This is a genomic window from Ruegeria sp. D7 (assembly GCF_056534355.1).
In genome coordinates this window covers 202240-220055 of the sequence record NZ_JBQFPG010000004.1, presented here as the reverse complement: position 1 = coordinate 220055, position 17816 = coordinate 202240, and the positions used below count along the sequence as shown (strand labels likewise).

Here is a 17816-nt window from a genome sequence, read left to right as displayed (position 1 = left end):
ACCGCATGATCCCTTTGGCCAACAGCCCTAACCGGCGTGTGTTCCTGTTTCTACAAGGACCGCATGGTCCGTTCTTTAACGCGCTTGGTCGGATGCTGCGGGCTGCGGGTGCTCAGGTCTGGCGGGTCGGATTCAACGCGGGCGATCAGGCTTTCTGGGGCGACAAATCCAGTTACATTCCATATCGCGGCGCGCCAGATGATTGGCCGGAGACCTTAAGCGAATTGCTCACCCACTATGATGTGACCGATATCGTGCTCTATGGCGACACCCGGCCCGTGCATGCGCGCGCAGTTGAGATTGCCAAAGCACGCGGGACCACTGTTCATGTGTTTGAAGAAGGCTACCTGCGTCCTTGGTGGGTGACCTATGAACGAAACGGGTCGAACGGAAACTCACGCCTGATGGAACTGGATGTGGCGCAGATGCAGACGGCGCTGGAACAGTCCGAAGGGCATGCGCCCCCACCGCCTTCCCATTGGGGGGATATGCGCCAGCACATCTTTTACGGTGCGCTCTATCACTGGTTCGTGCTGTTTCTGAATCGCAGATACCGGAATTTCCGACCCCATCGAGAGCTGCCGGTTTCGAAAGAGTTTCGTTTGTACTTCAAACGTCTGAGTCTGATGCCCATTCACAGGCTACAGCGGGGTTGGGCCACAGCACAGGTCAGGTGGAGCGGTTTTCCATACCATCTTGTGTTGCTTCAATTGGGCCATGACAGTTCGGTGCAATACCACTCGGATTTTTCCGGTATGTCCGAGTTTCTCGAACAAGTGATCGCCGGATTCGCCAAAGGCGCCCCTGCGCATCACCACCTTGTCATCAAGGAACATCCGCTTGAGAACCACCGTGAGCCGCTGCGGCTGTGGGCGCGCCAGCTTGCAGCACAGCACGGCATCACAAACCGAATTCACTATGTGCCCGGTGGTAAGCTGGCCAGGTTGCTAGACGATGCAAAATCCGCCGTGACGGTGAATTCCACGGCAGGCCAGCAGGTTCTGTGGCGTGGCATTCCTTTGCGGATTTTTGGGCAGTCGGTTTATGACAAGCCCGAATTCGTATCTCGGCAATCGATTGAGGCATTCTTTGCCCAGCCAGATGCCCCGGGCGGCAAGGCCTATCGGGCCTATCGCCAATTTCTTCTGGAAACCTGCCAAGTCCCCGGGGGGTTCTATTCTCGCCGAGGGCGTCGTCAATTGCTGCGGCGAGCGGCTGATATGATGCTATCGGCTCAGGACCCCTATCAAGGGTTGCTCTCCGATAAAGAGGCCACAACGCCACAGTTGCGCGTTGTTGAATGATCGCGGGCAACCTGCTGCTGGATGTTTCGAAGCGATGCGGGTAACCTTCCCAAAACAAAGACGATTGAGGTAAATCGGCAGTGCAGCGCTTTCCTACCCGATGGATCCGGGGGGTTTCCCTTGTGGCGACCCTTGGCCTGCTGGCAGCATGCCAGCTTCCCAAATCCGGACCGAACAAAAACGAAATTCTAGCCGGGTCGGTCGAAAACGGGGGTAACGCCTTTGTAGTTGAGGTCGACGACCGTGTTGCGCGGGCCACATCGGTGATTCCGCAATACGGGTTTTCGAAATCTTTCCGCAGCGCGCAAAGCGTCGCATCCGATACCGTACGCCCCGGCGATATTCTGAGTCTCAGCATCTGGGAAAATGTCGAGGATGGGTTGCTAAGTTCCGCAGCCGGTGGCGCAACCGTTCTGGATCAGGTGCAGGTCGACAGCGAAGGTTACATATTTGTCCCTTATGCCGGGCGGCTGCGTGCGGCGGGCAATACGCCCGAGCAGCTCCGCACGTTGATTTCCTCGAAGCTGGAAGAACAGACTCCGGATCCGCAGGTCCAAGTGTCGCGCACTCCGGGCGATGGGTCGACCGTTTCTCTGACCGGAACTATCGGCGCGCCGGGAATCTATCCGATTGAGCGACCAACTGGCTCGTTGTCGACCATGCTCGCGCAAGCAGGCGGGGTGGCAGTTGCATCCGATATCGCATTGGTCACTGTGATCAGGGGCAAGCAAAGAGGAACCATCTGGTACGACGATCTGTTCCGCAACCCGGAAACCGATATCGCCCTGCGCGGCGGCGATCGCATTCTGGTCGAACAGGACAGCCGCTCATACATCGCGCTGGGCTCGACCGGTGGACAGTCCCGCGTGGCCTTTGAAAGTCAGGACTTATCTGCCCTTGAGGCGCTGGCTCAGGTCGGAGGCCTACAGCCGCTATCTTCAGACCCGACCGGTATTTTTGTTCTGCGTGAGGAACGGCAGGATGTGGCGCGCAATGTCATGGGACGTCCCGAGCTACAGGGTGATCAGCGCATGATCTATTTGCTGAACCTGACCGCGCCCAATGGCCTGTTCATCGCCCGCGATTTCGTGATCCGAGACGATGACACGATATACGTCACCGAGGCCCCATATGCACAGTGGAGCAAATCTGTCTCGCTGATTGCTGGAGGTCTGACGCCATTTGCGAATGTGGCGACGCTTACGGGTAACTGATGAATGCTCTCTGAATCGGAGAACACGGCCGGGGGCGAACGCTCCCGGCTTTTTGTTTACAACGGTGGGTTCCTGTCACAGTCGCGGCTGCGTCGTATATTGTCTCTGGCCGGGTATGACATCCGGCTTGGTCTGCCACAGCCAGACGATCTGGTCGGGGTCTGGGGCAACAGCCCGACAGCCCATCGGGGCATGGGTATCGCGCAGAAACGCGATGTGCCCGTCCTGAGGGTCGAAGACGCGTTCCTGCGGTCTCTGCACCCTGGACGAAGCGGTGAGGCACCCATGGGTCTGTTGTTGGATCGATCGGGTCTGCATTTTGATCCGAGTGTGCCTTCGGATCTGGAAACTCTGTTAGCCACGCATCCGCTGGATGACACCGCCCTGCTGGATCGCGCGCGAGGCGCAATCGCGCGCATCCGAGAGCTGCATCTGAGCAAATACTCGGCCTTTGACCTTGATCTGACGCCTCCCGATCCTGGCTACGTTCTAGTGATCGACCAGACGCAGGGAGATGCTGCCGTCACCGCAAGCAACGGCGACTATGCACGGTTCCGCGAGATGCTGGTAATCGCGCAAGAGGAAAACCCCGGCGCACGCATCCTCATCAAAAGCCACCCCGAAACCACGGCAGGCCACCGCAAGGGATACTTTTCCGATCAGGATCTGAGTCACAGAATATCGATCCTCGACAGCCCGATAAGTCCATGGTCGCTGCTTGAAGGGGCCATCGGGGTTTACACGCTGTCCTCGCAGATGGGATTTGAGGCGATATTGGCCGGGCACAAACCTCGCGTGTTCGGGCAACCATTCTACGCTGGGTGGGGGCTGACGCAAGATGATGCACCCCTGCTCCGTCGCCAACGGAATCTTACGCGGGCGCAGCTTTTTGCAGCTGCGATGATCTTGTATCCGCGTTGGTATGATCCCTACAATGATCGCCTGTGCGAATTGGAATGCGTGCTCGATACGCTTGAGGCGCAAACCCGGGCCTGGCGGCAGGACCACAAAGGCTGGACCGCCTCCGGGATGCGGGTATGGAAACGCCGCCACCTGCAACGCATTTTCGGCCAGCACCATAAGGTGCGTTTCGTGGCCGAGCAGCCAGAGAACACCAAACAACCCCATATGGTCTGGGCCAGCCGGGCCGGTGAGACGCTGAATGCAACCCGGATTGAGGATGGCTTTTTACGATCCCGCGGGTTGGGCGCGGAGCTGGTTCCACCGCTGTCGCTGGTGACCGATGATATCGGCATCTACTACGATCCAACGCATCCCAGCCGCCTGGAAGAATGGATCACCACGCGCGAAACCTTGCGCCCTGATCAGAGGCTCCGCGCCGAGCGGCTGACAGCCCGGCTGCTGACCGAGGGCCTAAGCAAGTACAACATCGGCCACCCCGCCCCGGACCTACCGACGGGGCATCGTATTCTGGTGCCAGGTCAGGTAGAAGATGACGCCTCGATCCGGCTGGGAACAAGCAATATCCGCACCAATCTCGATCTGCTGCGCGCGGCGCGCGAGGCCAATCCCGACGCTGTGTTGATCTATAAACCTCATCCGGATGTCGAAGCTGGTCTGCGCGACGGCAAGATCGAAACTGATCTGGCCGATGTCATTGTAGAAGGCACCGATCCTGCCACCCTGCTTGGACAGGTGGATGAAGTCTGGACTATGACCTCTCTGCTGGGGTTCGAGGCTTTGCTGCGCGGCGTCCGGGTCACCACACTCGGCGCACCGTTCTACGCCGGTTGGGGGCTGACAACGGATCTGGGGGCAGTGCCTGCGCGACGTGGCGTGCGGCCTTCGTTGATGGGATTGGTGCACGCAACGCTGATCGACTACCCGCGCTATCTCGATCCGGTGACGGGACAGACCTGCCCCGTCGAAATCGCGGTCGAACGGCTTGCGCAGGGTACGCCATCCCCTACCGGACCCGTAAATCGCATCTTGGCCAAATTTCAGGGCGCACTGGCGACGCATGCGCATTGGTGGCGCTGAAGGCTAGTGCGTCACGCGCGCCCAGCGATGTAGGATATCGCCGCCAACGACCTGTGTTTCGATCAGATCAAATCGGGGGGCAGTATCCAGAGTATCAAGCCTCAGTGCCCCGATCGCGGACAGACCTTCGGCCCCGATGGTCAGCCCCGCTGTAAAACCGACCAACTCATCGACCAGATCGCCCTTTAGCAAAGATGCAGCCAATGCTGATCCGCCTTCGCAAAAGACACGCGTCAATCCGGCCTGCCCAAGCTGCTGCAACAGATCAGCCGCATCCACGTGATGACCATCCAGCGCACAAGGGATCAGACGGGCACCCAACCCCTCCCACGCACGCGCACGCTCGGGGTCTGGATGGGGGCCGTGACAGAGCCAGACAGGGATATCGGACGCGGTTCGCGCAAGTTGCCCCATCAAGGGCAAATCCAGATGGCGCGAGACCACCACGCGCACCGGCTGATGCTGCACGCCCAGATCACGAACCGTCAGCGACGGGTCATCGGCGCGCGCTGTCCCTGCCCCAACCATCACCGCATCGTGGCGCGCACGCATCGCATGCACCGCGCGGCGAGCATTTGGACCTGTGATCCACTGACTGTGCCCGGTTTCCGTAGCAATCCGTCCATCAAAGCTGCTGGCCAGTTTCAAAGTCACAAACGGGCGGCCCTGCTCGGTTTTCAGGAAAAACCCTGCGTGGTCGCGTGCTGCCTGTTCCGCCAGAACACCGGTGGTGACCTCAATCCCGGCCTCGCGCAACATGGCAAACCCTTGCCCTGCGACCCGAGGATCGCTGTCTTCGATCGCCGAGACCACACGGGTAACACCGGCCGCAATCAGCGCTTCGGCACAGGGCGGCGTCTTTCCGTAGTGTGAACAGGGTTCAAGCGAGACATAGGCGGTGGCACCTCGCGCGGCCTTACCCGCCTGCGTCAGAGCCATAGGTTCTGCATGCGGACGACCCCCGGGCTGCGTCCAGCCGCGACCAACGATGCGTTCATCGCGCACGACGACACACCCGACGGACGGATTCGGCCAGCAGGTGCCTTGGCCGCGCCGCCCCAATGATAGGGCCAGCGCCATATATCGCTTATCTGTATCGCTCACTCATCCGTCGAAGGTTGCGGCGGGCGCAACTCGTGGACAAACTCCTCGAAATCATCGGCCGCCTGGAAATTCTTGTACACACTCGCAAAGCGAACATATGCGACCGTATCAATCCGGGCCAGCGCTTCCATTACAATTTCACCGATTTTATTCGAAGGGATATCGGTTTCCCCCATGCTTTCAAGACGGCGCACGATACCGGAGATCATCTGATCAATCCGATCGGGATCAATGGGCCGCTTCTGCATCGAAATACGGATCGAGCGTTCCAGCTTGTCGCGGTCGAAGTCTTCGCGCTTACCGTTGGTTTTGATGACGACCAGATCACGCAGTTGCACGCGTTCATAGGTGGTGAACCGTCCGCCGCAGGCCGGGCAGAACCGCCGTCTGCGGATCGCGACGTGATCCTCTGCCGGGCGTGAATCTTTGACCTGAGTATCGATATTTCCGCAAAACGGGCAGCGCATCCGCCGTCTCCTCGTCCCTAGCTGGCCACTTTTTGTAAGCGCTGCGGCTTACTTATCCACAACTATAGGACAGCCTCTAGAGTTTGGGTAGTCGGAAATTTCCACCCCAATATAAAGCGTCACCCAAAATGCGCAGCGACCTTTCTTTCATGCGGCGCGTTGCGGTGTTCAAACAGATATATCCCCTGCCATGTGCCCAGCGCAGGTACCCCATCTGACACCGGTATCGACAGCGATACAGGCATCATCGCGGCCTTGATATGGGCTGGCATGTCGTCCGGCCCCTCATAGGTGTGGCGCAGATAAGCCATCGACGGATGATCCGATTGCGGCACCAACCGATCAAAGAATGCGCGCAGGTCAGTCTGCACCTCGGGGTCGGCGTTTTCCTGAATAAGCAGCGAACAAGAAGTGTGGCGTACAAAGAGCGTCAGCAAACCGTCCGAAACCGGCCTCAGCCAACTGCGCACAGGGGCGGTAATCTCATAGAGCCCCACGCCCTGTGTCTGGATCGAGAATTCTGTCTGCATCGCAGGTCAATTGATAAACGGACGGACGCCGCACCGCGCATTTGCGCCCTGTACCGACATGCTGTCACCCGGCTGGAACCCGGCTGTGACCGAAAAGCTGCCTTTCTGCGGGACATTGGCGGGTTGTTTCAGTGTGAACTGTACCGCCGTCCGGCGTCCCGTTGTCACGCTGGGGCCGTAGCCGCGCAGAACGTAGATTTGTTGCTGCCACCCAGCACCCAATTTCCGGCGGGCAAAATCAGCAGCGGCGCACCAATATCCATCAGTATCCTGACGTGTCCTTGGAATGACCTCGAAGTCTGTGCCGCTCATCGGTTCTGTTCGATAACCGTTCGGCGCTGCATCGACAACGCCCGCAGAGCTGGTCATAAGCAGTGCTGCAAATGCGCAAAGTATTGTCTGTTTCATTGTGACCATCTTCCTGTTTCCATGTGAAATATAGACTAGTGCGTCGCCATCGTCAGCACAGCGAACTAACGATCATGTCAGCTTGACCCACGTGGTTCGTGAACAGGCTCTAACCATCCCTCATAGCGGATCAAGCGCCCCAATCCCGGTGCTGTCGCCGAAATGTCAAAGCGAAACCTCAATTGTGCGTCCTCAGCCTCGGTCGATCCGGAAGGTGGCAAAAGAAACCCCGGACACGGAATGCCAAATAAAGCGAGGCGGCGGATCTCAATGGTCAGCCCCATATCAGTTCGCACCGGCTGCAACCATATTGTCAGCCCGCCGATCTGTTCCCGCACCATGCCACACAGCGGATCAAAAGTGATCCGTGAACGCGTTTTGTGGCCTGCGAAATCCCGTTCCCATTGCCAATATGCGCCGGACTTTCGGATCGTAAGGGTGACCGGCAAATCTTCGCCCGCAGGTGGAAATCGTCCGATGCGAAGTGCCAGAGCGACCAAAACGCCTCGGCCACGCTGAATGCTGCATCGACCAGAGTAGCGACCTTCCCCGCTGTGCAAATCCCTGACCAATCCAGGCACAGCTTCATCTATACCCAGCGCCTGCAGGAATGGATCACGATCAGAATCCATCTTGGGCAAACCGCGATCTGAGAGAAGGATCAGGAACCAGGCACTCATCCCGCCGCCCAAATAGCGCATATCTGTTACGGGCAATCATCCGGTACAGCGGGTTCTTCAGAAACCTCGGCAGGTATCGACACAAGGACAATACCCGCCACGGAACATATAATGCATGCATCGCAGCGGCAAATGCGTCGAGATTTTGGTGCACCTTTCCTTTGACGATCACCAAATTGGTTTCAAATTCGTCTGTCGGCAGGTTCAGGAGAGTATAAAGCTGCTGCCCAAGCGGTGACTGCGCAGTTGCAAATAGAAATTTCTGATCTCGATCATGGCGCAACATGAAGTGAAAAAACCCTGAACACAGCACGCATTCACCGTCGAAGACGATCAAATCTGTATCGATGGAAAGATCATCAGCCACGAGAGATCAAGAAATAACAAAAGGTTCCCCGTGATGCTGTCACGTCGAATGCGCCGCAGCAATGCGACATGACTGACCAGAAGAATGAGAGGGGCGTGCCGGGGAACCCGTTGAAACGGCTTGGTGGACCGCTCGCTCAGGCTCTGACCTTTTCCCCAAAAGGCGCTGACCCGACAACACCGGTCATGTAGCTATTGGCCAAGGCTACGGACATGGCCATTTCTGCCATATCTTTGTGAGTTGCGGTCAATTCCTGGGTATCAGCACCGAGGCTGGCGCATTGCCACGGTTTGCCGCTAGGGTAACGGTATTACAGTAACGCGTTTTTTGGGCTGGGTGATGGACGTCGACATTTCACGCATTCAATTGCTGACACGGACCCTTGAGGATCACGCAAGCGCGACCGTGGTGGAACAGGTCCTGAGTGACTGCGCATTGACCCGCAGCGATATTGAACCGCCTGCCAAAAGGTACAGCGCCCACAAAGAAGCGCTGTTTGTCCGACACGCCTGCGATGCACTTGGCGATATCACCTTTGGCGCACGGGCGGGTCTGGAATTCAGTTCTTCTTCCAGCATTACGGCCTATATTAGCAAGTACTCTCGTGATCTGAAGCAGGTGATCGAGAATACGGCGCGGTTTCATGGCATTATCGACCCGGCCCTGGCCTTCAATCTGCGCCTTTCAGGTAACGCTGCCTCGCTTGAGGCCGATTGGAAAGACCCGAGCTTTTCCCGCTATCATCGGCGGACCGAGTTCCTGCTGTTTGGCGCGATCGCCCGGATGCGGGCGTTGACTCAGTTGAATCTGAATCCGATTGAGATACGGTTTCAGCACACAGTTGGGCAACACCAAGCCACCTACCAGAAAATCGGAGGTTTCCCAGTTACCTTCGGGGCCGAACGCTTGGAAATCATCCTGTCGCTGCCCTCGCTGGAAACACCGATCCCAACTTACGACCCTAGCCTGCGCGCGCATTTGGTTGAATTTGGCGAACGCCTGCTGGCCGAAAGACAGTCGCCAAGACAGAAAACCCGAGCACAGATCGAAGGGTTGATCACAGATGCGATGCCGGGGGGAATCGTACAGGTGGACGACGCCGCCTCCCAGCTCGGCCTAAGCCCTCGAACACTGGCTCGCCGCCTAGCTGATGAAGGCACCTCATATCGTGAGATTGTTGAAGATTTACGATGTGACCTGGCGCAGACCTTTATCAAGAACGGTATGCATCTGTCCGAAATCTCGTATTCGCTCGGTTATTCCGATCAGGCTGCGTTTTCCACCGCCTTCAAACGTTGGACGGGTCAGGCCCCGACTGCTTTTCGCAAACGTGTCTCTCATCCGCTTTCATGAAGCTACAACGTGGCCGGGGGTCATCAGCCCAATCACCTCGCCCCGGCCTGTCCATGAGTGGACAGCGGCGATATAAAGATGGCATCGCCGGACTCCTTGCGAATTCCCGCCAATTTGATTTGAAGTTCAGTCATTGTGAGCGGGCGAAAGAAAAAAGCGCCTCGGGATGAGGCGCCTTTCGATTTACTGATCCAGGAAGGACCGCAATTTACGCGACCTACTCGGGTGTTTCAGCTTACGCAGCGCCTTCGCCTCGATCTGGCGGATACGTTCGCGCGTCACGCTGAACTGCTGACCGACCTCTTCCAGCGTGTGGTCGGTGTTCATGCCGATGCCAAAGCGCATCCGCAGAACCCGCTCTTCACGCGGGGTGAGAGAGGCCAGAACCCGTGTGGTGGTTTCCTTGAGGTTTTCCTGAATGGCGCTGTCCAGTGGCAGCACGGCATTCTTGTCTTCGATGAAATCACCAAGCTGGCTGTCTTCCTCGTCGCCGATGGGCGTCTCGAGGCTGATCGGCTCTTTGGCGATTTTCATCACCTTGCGCACTTTCTCAAGCGGCATTTGCAGCTTTTCGGCCAGTTCTTCCGGCGTTGGCTCGCGGCCGATTTCGTGCAGCATCTGACGACCTGTCCGGACCAGCTTGTTGATCGTTTCGATCATATGCACCGGGATACGGATCGTGCGCGCCTGATCCGCGATCGAACGCGTGATCGCCTGACGGATCCACCAGGTCGCATAGGTCGAGAACTTATAGCCCCGGCGGTATTCGAACTTGTCCACCGCCTTCATCAGGCCGATGTTACCTTCCTGAATAAGATCAAGGAATTGCAGGCCGCGGTTCGTGTACTTTTTGGCAATCGAGATCACCAGACGCAGGTTGGCCTCGACCATTTCCTTCTTGGCTTGCCGCGCCTCTTTCTCACCCTTTTGAACCTGCTGCACGATGCGGCGGAATTCAGGGATATCGAGACCAACATATTGGCCAACCTGAGCCATGTCGTTGCGCAGTTCCTCAACCTTTTCGGTCGAGCGTTCGATGAACATCTGCCAACCCCGACCCGGTTTCTCGGCCATTTCGGCCAACCAGTTCGGATCCAGCTCGCGCCCACGATAAGCATCGATGAACTCGCGACGGTTGATGCGAGCCTGGTCAGCCAGTTTCACCATCGAGCTGTCCAGTGACATAATCCGGCGATTGATGCCATAGAGCTGGTCGATCAGAGCTTCGATCCGGTTGTTGTGCAGGTGAAGACCATTCACCAGTTCAACAATCTCAGCGCGCAGCTTCTGATAGGTTTCTTCGTCCTTCGCGCTGAAAGTGCCATCCTCATTCAGCGTCGCAGAAATCCGGCTGTCCTGCATTTCGGACAGCATTGCGAAGTCGGTCGAGATGCGTTCCAGCGTGGTCAGAACCTGATCCTTCAGCGCTGCTTCCATCGCGGCCAGTGACATGTTGGCCTGATCGTCGTCATCATCGTCATCATCGTTGGCGATCGGGTTGCCGTCAGCGTCAAGCTCCGGCCCCTCATCCTTGGCAGGCTTGGCCGCCTGCACCGATGAGGTATCGACAACCGGCTCTTCAACCTCGCCGTCTTCATCCATCTGGTTGCCGAAAGTGGTTTCCAGATCGATGACGTCCCGCAGCAGAATATCTTCGGACAAAAGTTCATCATGCCAGATGGTGATCGCTTGGAAGGTCAGCGGGCTTTCGCACAGACCAGCGATCATGGTGTTCCGACCGGCTTCGATCCGCTTGGCGATAGCAATCTCGCCCTCGCGGCTCAGCAGTTCGACTGAACCCATCTCACGCAGATACATGCGTACGGGGTCATCGGTGCGATCCAGCTTTTCGGTTGCAGCACCAGCCAGCGCAACCTCGCGCGGACCTTCGGTGGTGACCAGTTCGGTCGAGCCTTTGTTTTCTTCTTCTTCGGCTTCTTCATCTTCGATGATGTTGATGCCCATCTCGGACAGCATCGACATAACATCTTCGATCTGTTCCGAGCTGACCTGATCAGGCGGCAGAACCTGATTGAGCTGGTCGTAGGTGATGTAACCTTTCTCGCGAGCCTCGGCGATCATCTTCTTGACCTGGGCCTGGCTCATGTCCAGCGAGATTTCCTGTTCCTGCTCGTCGGATTTGCGGTCTTCGTTCGTATCCTTGGCGGCCATTCAATGCTCCTGCAGGGATGGGTGATTCGTTTGAACCGAATCATTAGCGCGTAGAAGTGATTCGGCCACCCGTTTACCCGTTTTTCTTTTCCAGTGCCTTACGAAAACACCACTTCATCGATGTTTCCGTTCGAATTTGATGCCAGACGTGATGGCCTCAAACGCGTCTTTCTCATCGCGGTTGATTCGCGCACCATTGTCGGCGATGTCGAAAACGGCCCTGTCTTCGTTCTGGCTGCGGCTTGTACGGTTGCGCTCTTCGGCGGCTTGCGCCAGCCGATATGTCAGCGCCTCATCGGCCAGATCAGACAATTCCTCTGCCGCTTCGGCAATCTCAGCATCCAACCCCCGGAGCGCTTTGATCTTTGCGAGTTCCTCGGCCAGCGTCATCTCGGCCTTTTCAACGTCGCCCGGTTTGTACACACAGGGGATCACTGCGACATGGCGAAGGGCCAGCAGGTTTTCAAGGGGTTCCGGCCCCAAAGTTTGCATGATGTGGTCTTGCAGGTTATCGGGATTGTCAATCGCATGACGCAGGATTGCCCCCCGCAAGGCCGCATGATCAGGGTCGTGGCAATCCATTTCTTCCAGCTGAGCTTCGAATTGCACAACAACCTGCGGATTCAGGATGGCAATCGCGAGAATTGCCGCTTCGCGCAGTTGAATATCCGCATTCTCAGCCGAGGCCAGAAATGACGCCCGTGCGCCTGGCGTGGCAGGCTGTGCCTGCGGCTGCCATTTTCCGCGCGGTTGCCACGGACGATTTTGCGATTGTCGCTGTGGGCGAAACAATTGCCAGCGCAGGTCCTTAATTTCCTGCCCGTAGTGCGATCGGATCGAGGGGTCGCGGATCAGCTTAATCTTCTCTCGCAGGGATTTATCCAGCGCCGCTTTGCGTTCGGGGCTGTCAAAGACCTTGCCTTCCGTCTCGCGTTGCCAGAGCAGTTTGACCATCGGGATTGCAGCATCCAGCACACCCTGCACCGCTCCCGAACCTTCGGCGCGCAGCAAATCGTCGGGGTCCTTGCCTTCGGGCATCAGTGCAAAGCGCAAGGATTTGCCCGCTTCCAGCAACGGCAGTGCCAAATCGACCGCTCGCATCGCCGCGCGCAGCCCTGCCGTATCGCCGTCCAGAGCGATGATCGGCTCGTCAGAGATGCGCCAAAGTAGTTGCAACTGATGCTCGGTAATCGCAGTCCCCAATGGCGCAACCGACGCGCCAAACCCGGCCTCAGCCAAAGCGATCACGTCCATATAGCCCTCGGCCACAACCAAAGGCTGCCCCTTGCCTGCCGCCTGTCGTGCGGGGCCATGGTTGTAGAGGCTGCGGCCTTTGTCGAACAGATCGGTCTCGGGCGAGTTCAGGTATTTGGCGTTGTCATTGGGATCCATCGCCCGGCCACCAAACGCAATGCACCGCCCGCGTGGGTCGCGGATCGGGTACATGATGCGGTTGCGGAACGTATCATAGGGTTTCTTACCTTTGTTCGACGGCTTGGCCAGCCCGGCCCCAAGGATCAGGTCCTCTGAGACACTCTTACCGGTTAGATGATCCCACAGAGCCTGCCAGCCCTCGGGTGCGAAACCGATTTCCCAACGGTCCAGCGCCTTCGCGTCAAGACCGCGACGTGTCAAATAATCACGTGCCGCCGCCCCTGCCCCAGTCTTGAGTTGCAAACGAAAGAACTGCACAGCCTGTTCCATCACCTCGGCCAGCTGTGAACGGCGGTCCTGCTTTTCCTGCGCCTTGGGATCACGCGCGGGCATCGGCATCCCGGCCTCGCGCGCCAGAATTTCCACGGCTTCTATGAAAGAGACATTCTCGGTCTCTTTCACAAAACTGATCGCGTCCCCTTTGGCGTGGCAGCCAAAGCAGTAATAGAATCCCTTTTGGTCATCGACGTGGAACGAGGCGGTCTTTTCGTGATGAAATGGGCAAGGCGCCCACATATCCCCCTTGCCCTGATTGGATTTGCGCTGGTCCCACATGACCTTACGCCCAACAACTTGAGACAGGCTGAGGCGCGTGCGCAGTTCATCCAGAAATCCGGGGGGCAAAGACATGGGTCAAACCTGCCAGAAATGAAAACGCGCGCCAAGGGGATGGCGCGCGGTTGTCCACAGAGAAATGATCTGACTGTGGATTATTGTTGTAAACACAACTCCAGCCACGCGGCTCCGAGATCCTTCTTACGCACGTCGCGCATCTTCTGCTCATATACCCAAGGCGTGATCAGCGGAACAGCGGCATTGTAGTTCTCGGGCCAGGTAGGACCACTGTCGGCCACCGCCTGCGCCACATCGCGTTCCTTGACCCGGTCAAGTCGTGCTTTCTGTATCGCGGCAACAACGTCAGCCTGATACTTGCAGCTCTGTTCCTTGGTTTCCTGTGCAACCACTGGCGTGGCCAGCACGGCCGCAACGATAGCGATACGCAACATGGGGATCTCCGAAGATTCGTTTCTTTCAGCGCAGCTTACCCGCGCGCGGCGATGCCTTCCATCGCCCTTTTCAAATCGTGAACCAGTGTCTCAGCCATGGATCGGAAGACCATGATCTGAAACGTGTTCTCCCCAACGCGCGTGATCGAAGCGATCATGTGGAACAGCAGGGTCCGGGCGGAGTGGCCGCGCTTGAAGTTCGCCTTACGCAGATCAATAGGCACTACGCGCGCCAGTACGTCTTCGACATCAGCACCCTCTAACCGGACCACAGCCCAGGCATCTGATTGGTCCACAATGGCAGCATTCTCGGTCAGGGTCGCATCAGGAGACGGCCCGATCAGCATCGCATGCGCGGGGCCGAACCAGATCGCCCGCGCGCCAGCCCTACCCGTTGCGCGATTGGCCGATGGATAGGCCATCCCGTGCGCTGCTTTCAAAGCTTCGGATAGCGCCTTTTGCTTACCCTTGAAAGGTGAGATCGAATGGATCGCGCCCGCATCCTCTTCGCTGAGCGTTACAGAGCCGAAGGTCAAAGGCAGCAACCCGTCGCAGGGTGTTTTGGCGGTCAGATTATCCACAGACGCGCCCTCCTTCGGGGTCAAAGAAAACCGGGTTCACCACTTCACACAGGGTTGTCACGCCGCGCAGATGATCGACCATTTTCACGATTTCTCCATACCTCTCAGGCCCGTCCGCCAGGAAGCCCAAGCCCAACATCGTTTCCAGCGTCGGGGAATAACACACGGAGGTCAGATAGCCCTGATCATTGATGCGCACCGGCTCGGCCTCTTCCCGGTAAAGATGCGCACCCGCCAGCAATTCCTTGCTTTCGCCAATGGGTTTGAGCCCGACCAACCGCTCGCGCCCCGGCTCTTCAAGCCCTGGACGTTGCGACATGGTTTTGCCGATGCAATCCTTCTTCTGCGACACCATCCGACCCATGCCGATATCATAGGCAGTTGTCCGTCCGTGGATCTCGGAATGCGTAATAAAGCCCTTTTCGATGCGAAGAACGTTCAGCGCTTCCATCCCATAAAGACCACCGCCCAGTGTCTCAGCCCGCTCGGTCAAAATATCGAACAGGGTCGCGCCATAGCGCGCAGGCACAGCGATTTCATATGCATGCTCGCCCGAGAACGAGATCCGGAACAAACGCCCCTGCACACCCAGCACCGAGATCGATCCGCAAGCCATGAAGGGCCAGCTTTCTTCATCAAGAGGTGTGTCCAGCAGATCGTTCAACAATTCACGCGATTTTGGTCCGGCCACGGCAAACTGTGCCCACTGTTCAGTGACCGAGATGCACGAGACATCCAGATCAGGGCGCAGTCCCTGATGAACGAACTCCAGATGCTTCATTACATCGCCAGCACCTGCTGTGGTGGTGGTCATCAGGTAATGCGTCTCTCCCAGCCGCGCGGTGGTGCCATCATCCATGACGAATCCATCCTCACGCAACATCAGGCCATATCGCGTTCGGCCAACTTTGAGGGTCGAGAACATGTTCGAATAAACGAAGTCCAGAAACGCCCCCGCATCCGGCCCCTGTATGTCAATCTTGCCAAGCGTCGAGACATCGCACACCCCGACGGCCTGACGCACCATATTGACCTCACGGTCACAGGATTGCCGCCACGTGGTTTCTTCATCCTTTGGGAAATAGCTGGGGCGATACCACAGCCCGGCCTCAACCAACGGAGCTTTCCGCGCTACGGTCGCTTTGTGCGAAGTGATAAAGCGTTGCGGTTTGAAACCCTTGCCTTCAGCCCCAGCGCCCAGCGCGGCAATGGCGATAGGAGAATACGGAGGGCGGAACGTCGTGGTTCCGGTTTCGGGTATCGCGCGCCCGGTGACGTCCGCTAGAATGGCCAACGCCGCCACGTTCGAATTCTTGCCCTGATCCGTCGCCATACCTTGCGTCGTATAGCGCTTCATGTGCTCGACTGACCGGAAATTCTCAGTCGCGGCCTGTTTGACGTCTTTCACTGTAACATCGTTCTGGAAATCCAGCCACGCGCGCCCTTTGCCGGGCACGGCCCAAAGCTGCGTGATCTCGTATGGCGTATCCTCGGCCTGCGGTGGCACAGTCTTCGAGGCCTTGTAGCCAAGATCGCCAAGCACGCCTTTGGCTGCCTCAATCCCTTCACGAAGGCAGGCTGTAGTTGAGAAAGATCCGTTGCACGCACCCGCTGTCACCATGCCCGGCACGGCCCCCGGCGTTGGCACAAAGGCCTCGATCTCACGCTTCCAGATCGGGCGGCTATTCATGTGACACGTTAGATGAACCGAAGGATTCCAGCCCCCTGTCATGGCAAGGCAATCCGTGTGTATCCGTTCTTCTCCACTGGCGCGGCGCACTGTAATCGCCTCCAGCCCCTTACGGCCCGAACTGTTACAAACTTGCGCCCCGCGTAGAACCTCGTAATCGTCAGACAAGGGCGCGTCATGGCGGCTATCGATCACAGCCGCCACATGGACACCAGCATCCAACAAATCACGAGCAGTGCGATGGATATCGTCAGTATTTCCGAAGATCGTCACATTGCGGCCCGGGCTGACACCCCATCGGTTTAGATACGCCCGCACCGCGCCAGCGGTCATGATCCCCGGGCGATCATTGTTACGGAATGCGACCGGGCGCTCCAGCGCGCCTGCCGCCAGAACTGACCGCTTGGCCACGATCCGCCAATAGGTTTCCAACGGCGCCCCGTTGGGGCGGTGATCCGTATGGTGAAAAACGCGTTCCAACGCCGCAAAGGTACCTTGGTCATAGGCGCCTGCGATAGTGGTCCGGGTCATGATGCGGACATTGTCCATCGCGGCTAACTCGGCCAGCACTTCGTCAACCCAATCGGGACCCGGTTTTCCGTCGACCTCATAGGTCTCGGCCAGCAGACGCCCACCCACGCGACTGTTTTCGTCGGCCAGAATGACGTCCGCGCCGGCACGACCAGCGACCAGTGCGGCCATCAGCCCCGCAGGCCCTGCCCCGATAATCAGCAGATCGCAAAAGGCATAAGCGCTTTCGTACTTGTCGGCATTGTCTTCGCCCGACAGTGCTCCCAATCCGGCGGCACGTCGAATGATCGGCTCGTATAGCTTTTCCCAGAAGCTTTTCGGCCACATGAAGGTTTTGTAGTAAAAACCCGCGCCCAAAAACGGGGAAGCCAGATCGTTGATCCCCATCAAATCGACACTCAGGCTGGGCCAGCGATTCTGGCTGCGCGCTTCAAGTCCCGGATAGATCTCTTGCATCGTGGCGCGAATATTTGGTTCTTGTCCTGCGCCTGCCCCCACGGTCATCAGCGCATTCGGCTCTTCGCTGCCTGCGCTCAGCACACCCCTAGGCCGGTGGTACTTGAACGAACGCCCCATCAGTCGTACGCCATTCGCCAAAAGCGCTGAGGTCAGGGTGTCGCCCGCATAGCCGCTATAGCTGGCACCATCGAAAACAAACGGAATCGACTGCGTACGATCGATAAGACCCTTTCCATCGATTCTCATGCCCGCTCCTCCGATGCCGGCTGCGCGTCGATCATCTCATGCGTGACCGTGTTTCGTGTGACCACGATCCATGCACCGCACCCGCCTTCGTGATACCAAAGCTCTCTTGTCGGCCCTGCCGGGTTTTCCCGTTGGTAGACAAAATCATCCCAAGCCGCCTCACCGGCATCCGGGGCCGGTCGGTCCAGATCCACTGCCGCCCCGCGATAGTAGAATTCGCGCCGATCCCGCTCGCCGCAATATGGACAGGTGATCCTCATAGCCGCGC

The 17816-nt window shown here is 57.9% G+C and carries 17 protein-coding genes; 5 read left to right on the top strand and 12 right to left on the bottom strand.

The window, feature by feature from the left end; genetic code table 11:
* Positions 1 to 5 precede the first annotated feature (5 nt).
* The 3 genes from ACRZ9U_RS08130 to ACRZ9U_RS08120 all read left to right on the top strand — a co-directional run bounded on the left by ACRZ9U_RS08130 (position 6) and on the right by ACRZ9U_RS08120 (position 4519).
* Entirely contained in the window at positions 6 to 1304 is a 1299-nt protein-coding gene (locus ACRZ9U_RS08130; RefSeq protein WP_170403321.1) for a capsular biosynthesis protein, read from the top strand.
* 80 nt (positions 1305 to 1384) lie between these two features.
* The gene (locus ACRZ9U_RS08125) at positions 1385 to 2518 is read left to right on the top strand and encodes a polysaccharide biosynthesis/export family protein (RefSeq protein ID WP_170396306.1); all 1134 of its coding nucleotides are present in this window, start codon (positions 1385 to 1387) and stop codon (positions 2516 to 2518) included.
* Between the two features lie 3 nt (positions 2519 to 2521).
* Positions 2522 to 4519 (top strand): capsular polysaccharide biosynthesis protein, encoded by a 1998-nt coding sequence (locus ACRZ9U_RS08120; RefSeq protein ID WP_170403324.1) that lies wholly within the window; start codon positions 2522 to 2524, stop codon positions 4517 to 4519.
* A gap of 3 nt (positions 4520 to 4522) precedes the next feature.
* Here ACRZ9U_RS08120 and ribD read toward each other — a convergent pair whose 3' ends face one another.
* The 6 genes from ribD to ACRZ9U_RS08090 all read right to left on the bottom strand — a co-directional run bounded on the left by ribD (position 4523) and on the right by ACRZ9U_RS08090 (position 8075).
* The gene (ribD, locus tag ACRZ9U_RS08115; RefSeq protein WP_255612049.1) at positions 4523 to 5623 is read right to left on the bottom strand and encodes a bifunctional diaminohydroxyphosphoribosylaminopyrimidine deaminase/5-amino-6-(5-phosphoribosylamino)uracil reductase RibD; all 1101 of its coding nucleotides are present in this window, start codon (positions 5621 to 5623) and stop codon (positions 4523 to 4525) included.
* Complete coding sequence (nrdR, locus tag ACRZ9U_RS08110) at positions 5620 to 6090, bottom strand: transcriptional regulator NrdR (protein ID WP_039534475.1); 471 nt, start codon at positions 6088 to 6090, stop codon at positions 5620 to 5622. Before nrdR ends, ribD begins: the two co-directional genes overlap by 4 nt.
* 119 nt (positions 6091 to 6209) lie before the next feature.
* Entirely contained in the window at positions 6210 to 6620 is a 411-nt protein-coding gene (locus ACRZ9U_RS08105; protein WP_170403327.1) for a secondary thiamine-phosphate synthase enzyme YjbQ, read from the bottom strand.
* A gap of 6 nt (positions 6621 to 6626) precedes the next feature.
* On the bottom strand, positions 6627 to 7028 hold the full coding sequence (locus ACRZ9U_RS08100; protein ID WP_255612048.1) for a hypothetical protein: 402 nt from the start codon (positions 7026 to 7028) through the stop codon (positions 6627 to 6629).
* Between the two features lie 77 nt (positions 7029 to 7105).
* Positions 7106 to 7708 carry a DUF4166 domain-containing protein gene (locus tag ACRZ9U_RS08095; RefSeq protein ID WP_480901570.1) on the bottom strand — a complete coding sequence of 201 codons (603 nt, stop codon included), beginning with the start codon at positions 7706 to 7708 and terminating at the stop codon, positions 7106 to 7108.
* Positions 7650 to 8075, bottom strand: a complete 426-nt coding sequence (locus ACRZ9U_RS08090) for a DCC1-like thiol-disulfide oxidoreductase family protein (RefSeq protein WP_170403336.1) — start codon at positions 8073 to 8075, stop codon at positions 7650 to 7652. Before ACRZ9U_RS08090 ends, ACRZ9U_RS08095 begins: the two co-directional genes overlap by 59 nt.
* A 68-nt stretch (positions 8076 to 8143) precedes the next feature.
* On the opposite strand from ACRZ9U_RS08090, the gene ACRZ9U_RS08085 reads away from it, so the two are divergent.
* On the top strand, positions 8144 to 8266 hold the full coding sequence (locus ACRZ9U_RS08085) for a hypothetical protein (protein ID WP_255612047.1): 123 nt from the start codon (positions 8144 to 8146) through the stop codon (positions 8264 to 8266).
* Positions 8267 to 8414: 148 nt separating this feature from the next.
* Positions 8415 to 9428 carry a helix-turn-helix domain-containing protein gene (locus ACRZ9U_RS08080; RefSeq protein WP_170396293.1) on the top strand — a complete coding sequence of 338 codons (1014 nt, stop codon included), beginning with the start codon at positions 8415 to 8417 and terminating at the stop codon, positions 9426 to 9428.
* A gap of 183 nt (positions 9429 to 9611) precedes the next feature.
* Here ACRZ9U_RS08080 and rpoD read toward each other — a convergent pair whose 3' ends face one another.
* The 6 genes from rpoD to ACRZ9U_RS08050 form a co-directional block, all read right to left on the bottom strand.
* Positions 9612 to 11600, bottom strand: coding sequence for an RNA polymerase sigma factor RpoD (gene rpoD / locus ACRZ9U_RS08075; protein ID WP_170396291.1), 1989 nt, complete (start codon positions 11598 to 11600; stop codon positions 9612 to 9614).
* A 114-nt stretch (positions 11601 to 11714) separates the two neighbouring features.
* Positions 11715 to 13664 (bottom strand): DNA primase, encoded by a 1950-nt coding sequence (dnaG, locus tag ACRZ9U_RS08070; protein ID WP_170403341.1) that lies wholly within the window; start codon positions 13662 to 13664, stop codon positions 11715 to 11717.
* A gap of 80 nt (positions 13665 to 13744) precedes the next feature.
* Positions 13745 to 14041 (bottom strand): hypothetical protein, encoded by a 297-nt coding sequence (locus ACRZ9U_RS08065; RefSeq protein WP_170396287.1) that lies wholly within the window; start codon positions 14039 to 14041, stop codon positions 13745 to 13747.
* A 35-nt stretch (positions 14042 to 14076) separates the two neighbouring features.
* Positions 14077 to 14622: a sarcosine oxidase subunit gamma gene (locus ACRZ9U_RS08060; protein ID WP_480901567.1), complete on the bottom strand. Its 546-nt coding sequence runs from the start codon at positions 14620 to 14622 to the stop codon at positions 14077 to 14079.
* The gene (locus ACRZ9U_RS08055; protein ID WP_170403347.1) at positions 14615 to 17548 is read right to left on the bottom strand and encodes a sarcosine oxidase subunit alpha family protein; all 2934 of its coding nucleotides are present in this window, start codon (positions 17546 to 17548) and stop codon (positions 14615 to 14617) included. The genes ACRZ9U_RS08060 and ACRZ9U_RS08055 overlap by 8 nt, the downstream gene beginning before the upstream one ends.
* Entirely contained in the window at positions 17545 to 17808 is a 264-nt protein-coding gene (locus ACRZ9U_RS08050; protein WP_170396281.1) for a sarcosine oxidase subunit delta, read from the bottom strand. The genes ACRZ9U_RS08055 and ACRZ9U_RS08050 overlap by 4 nt, the downstream gene beginning before the upstream one ends.
* Positions 17809 to 17816: the final 8 nt, after the last annotated feature.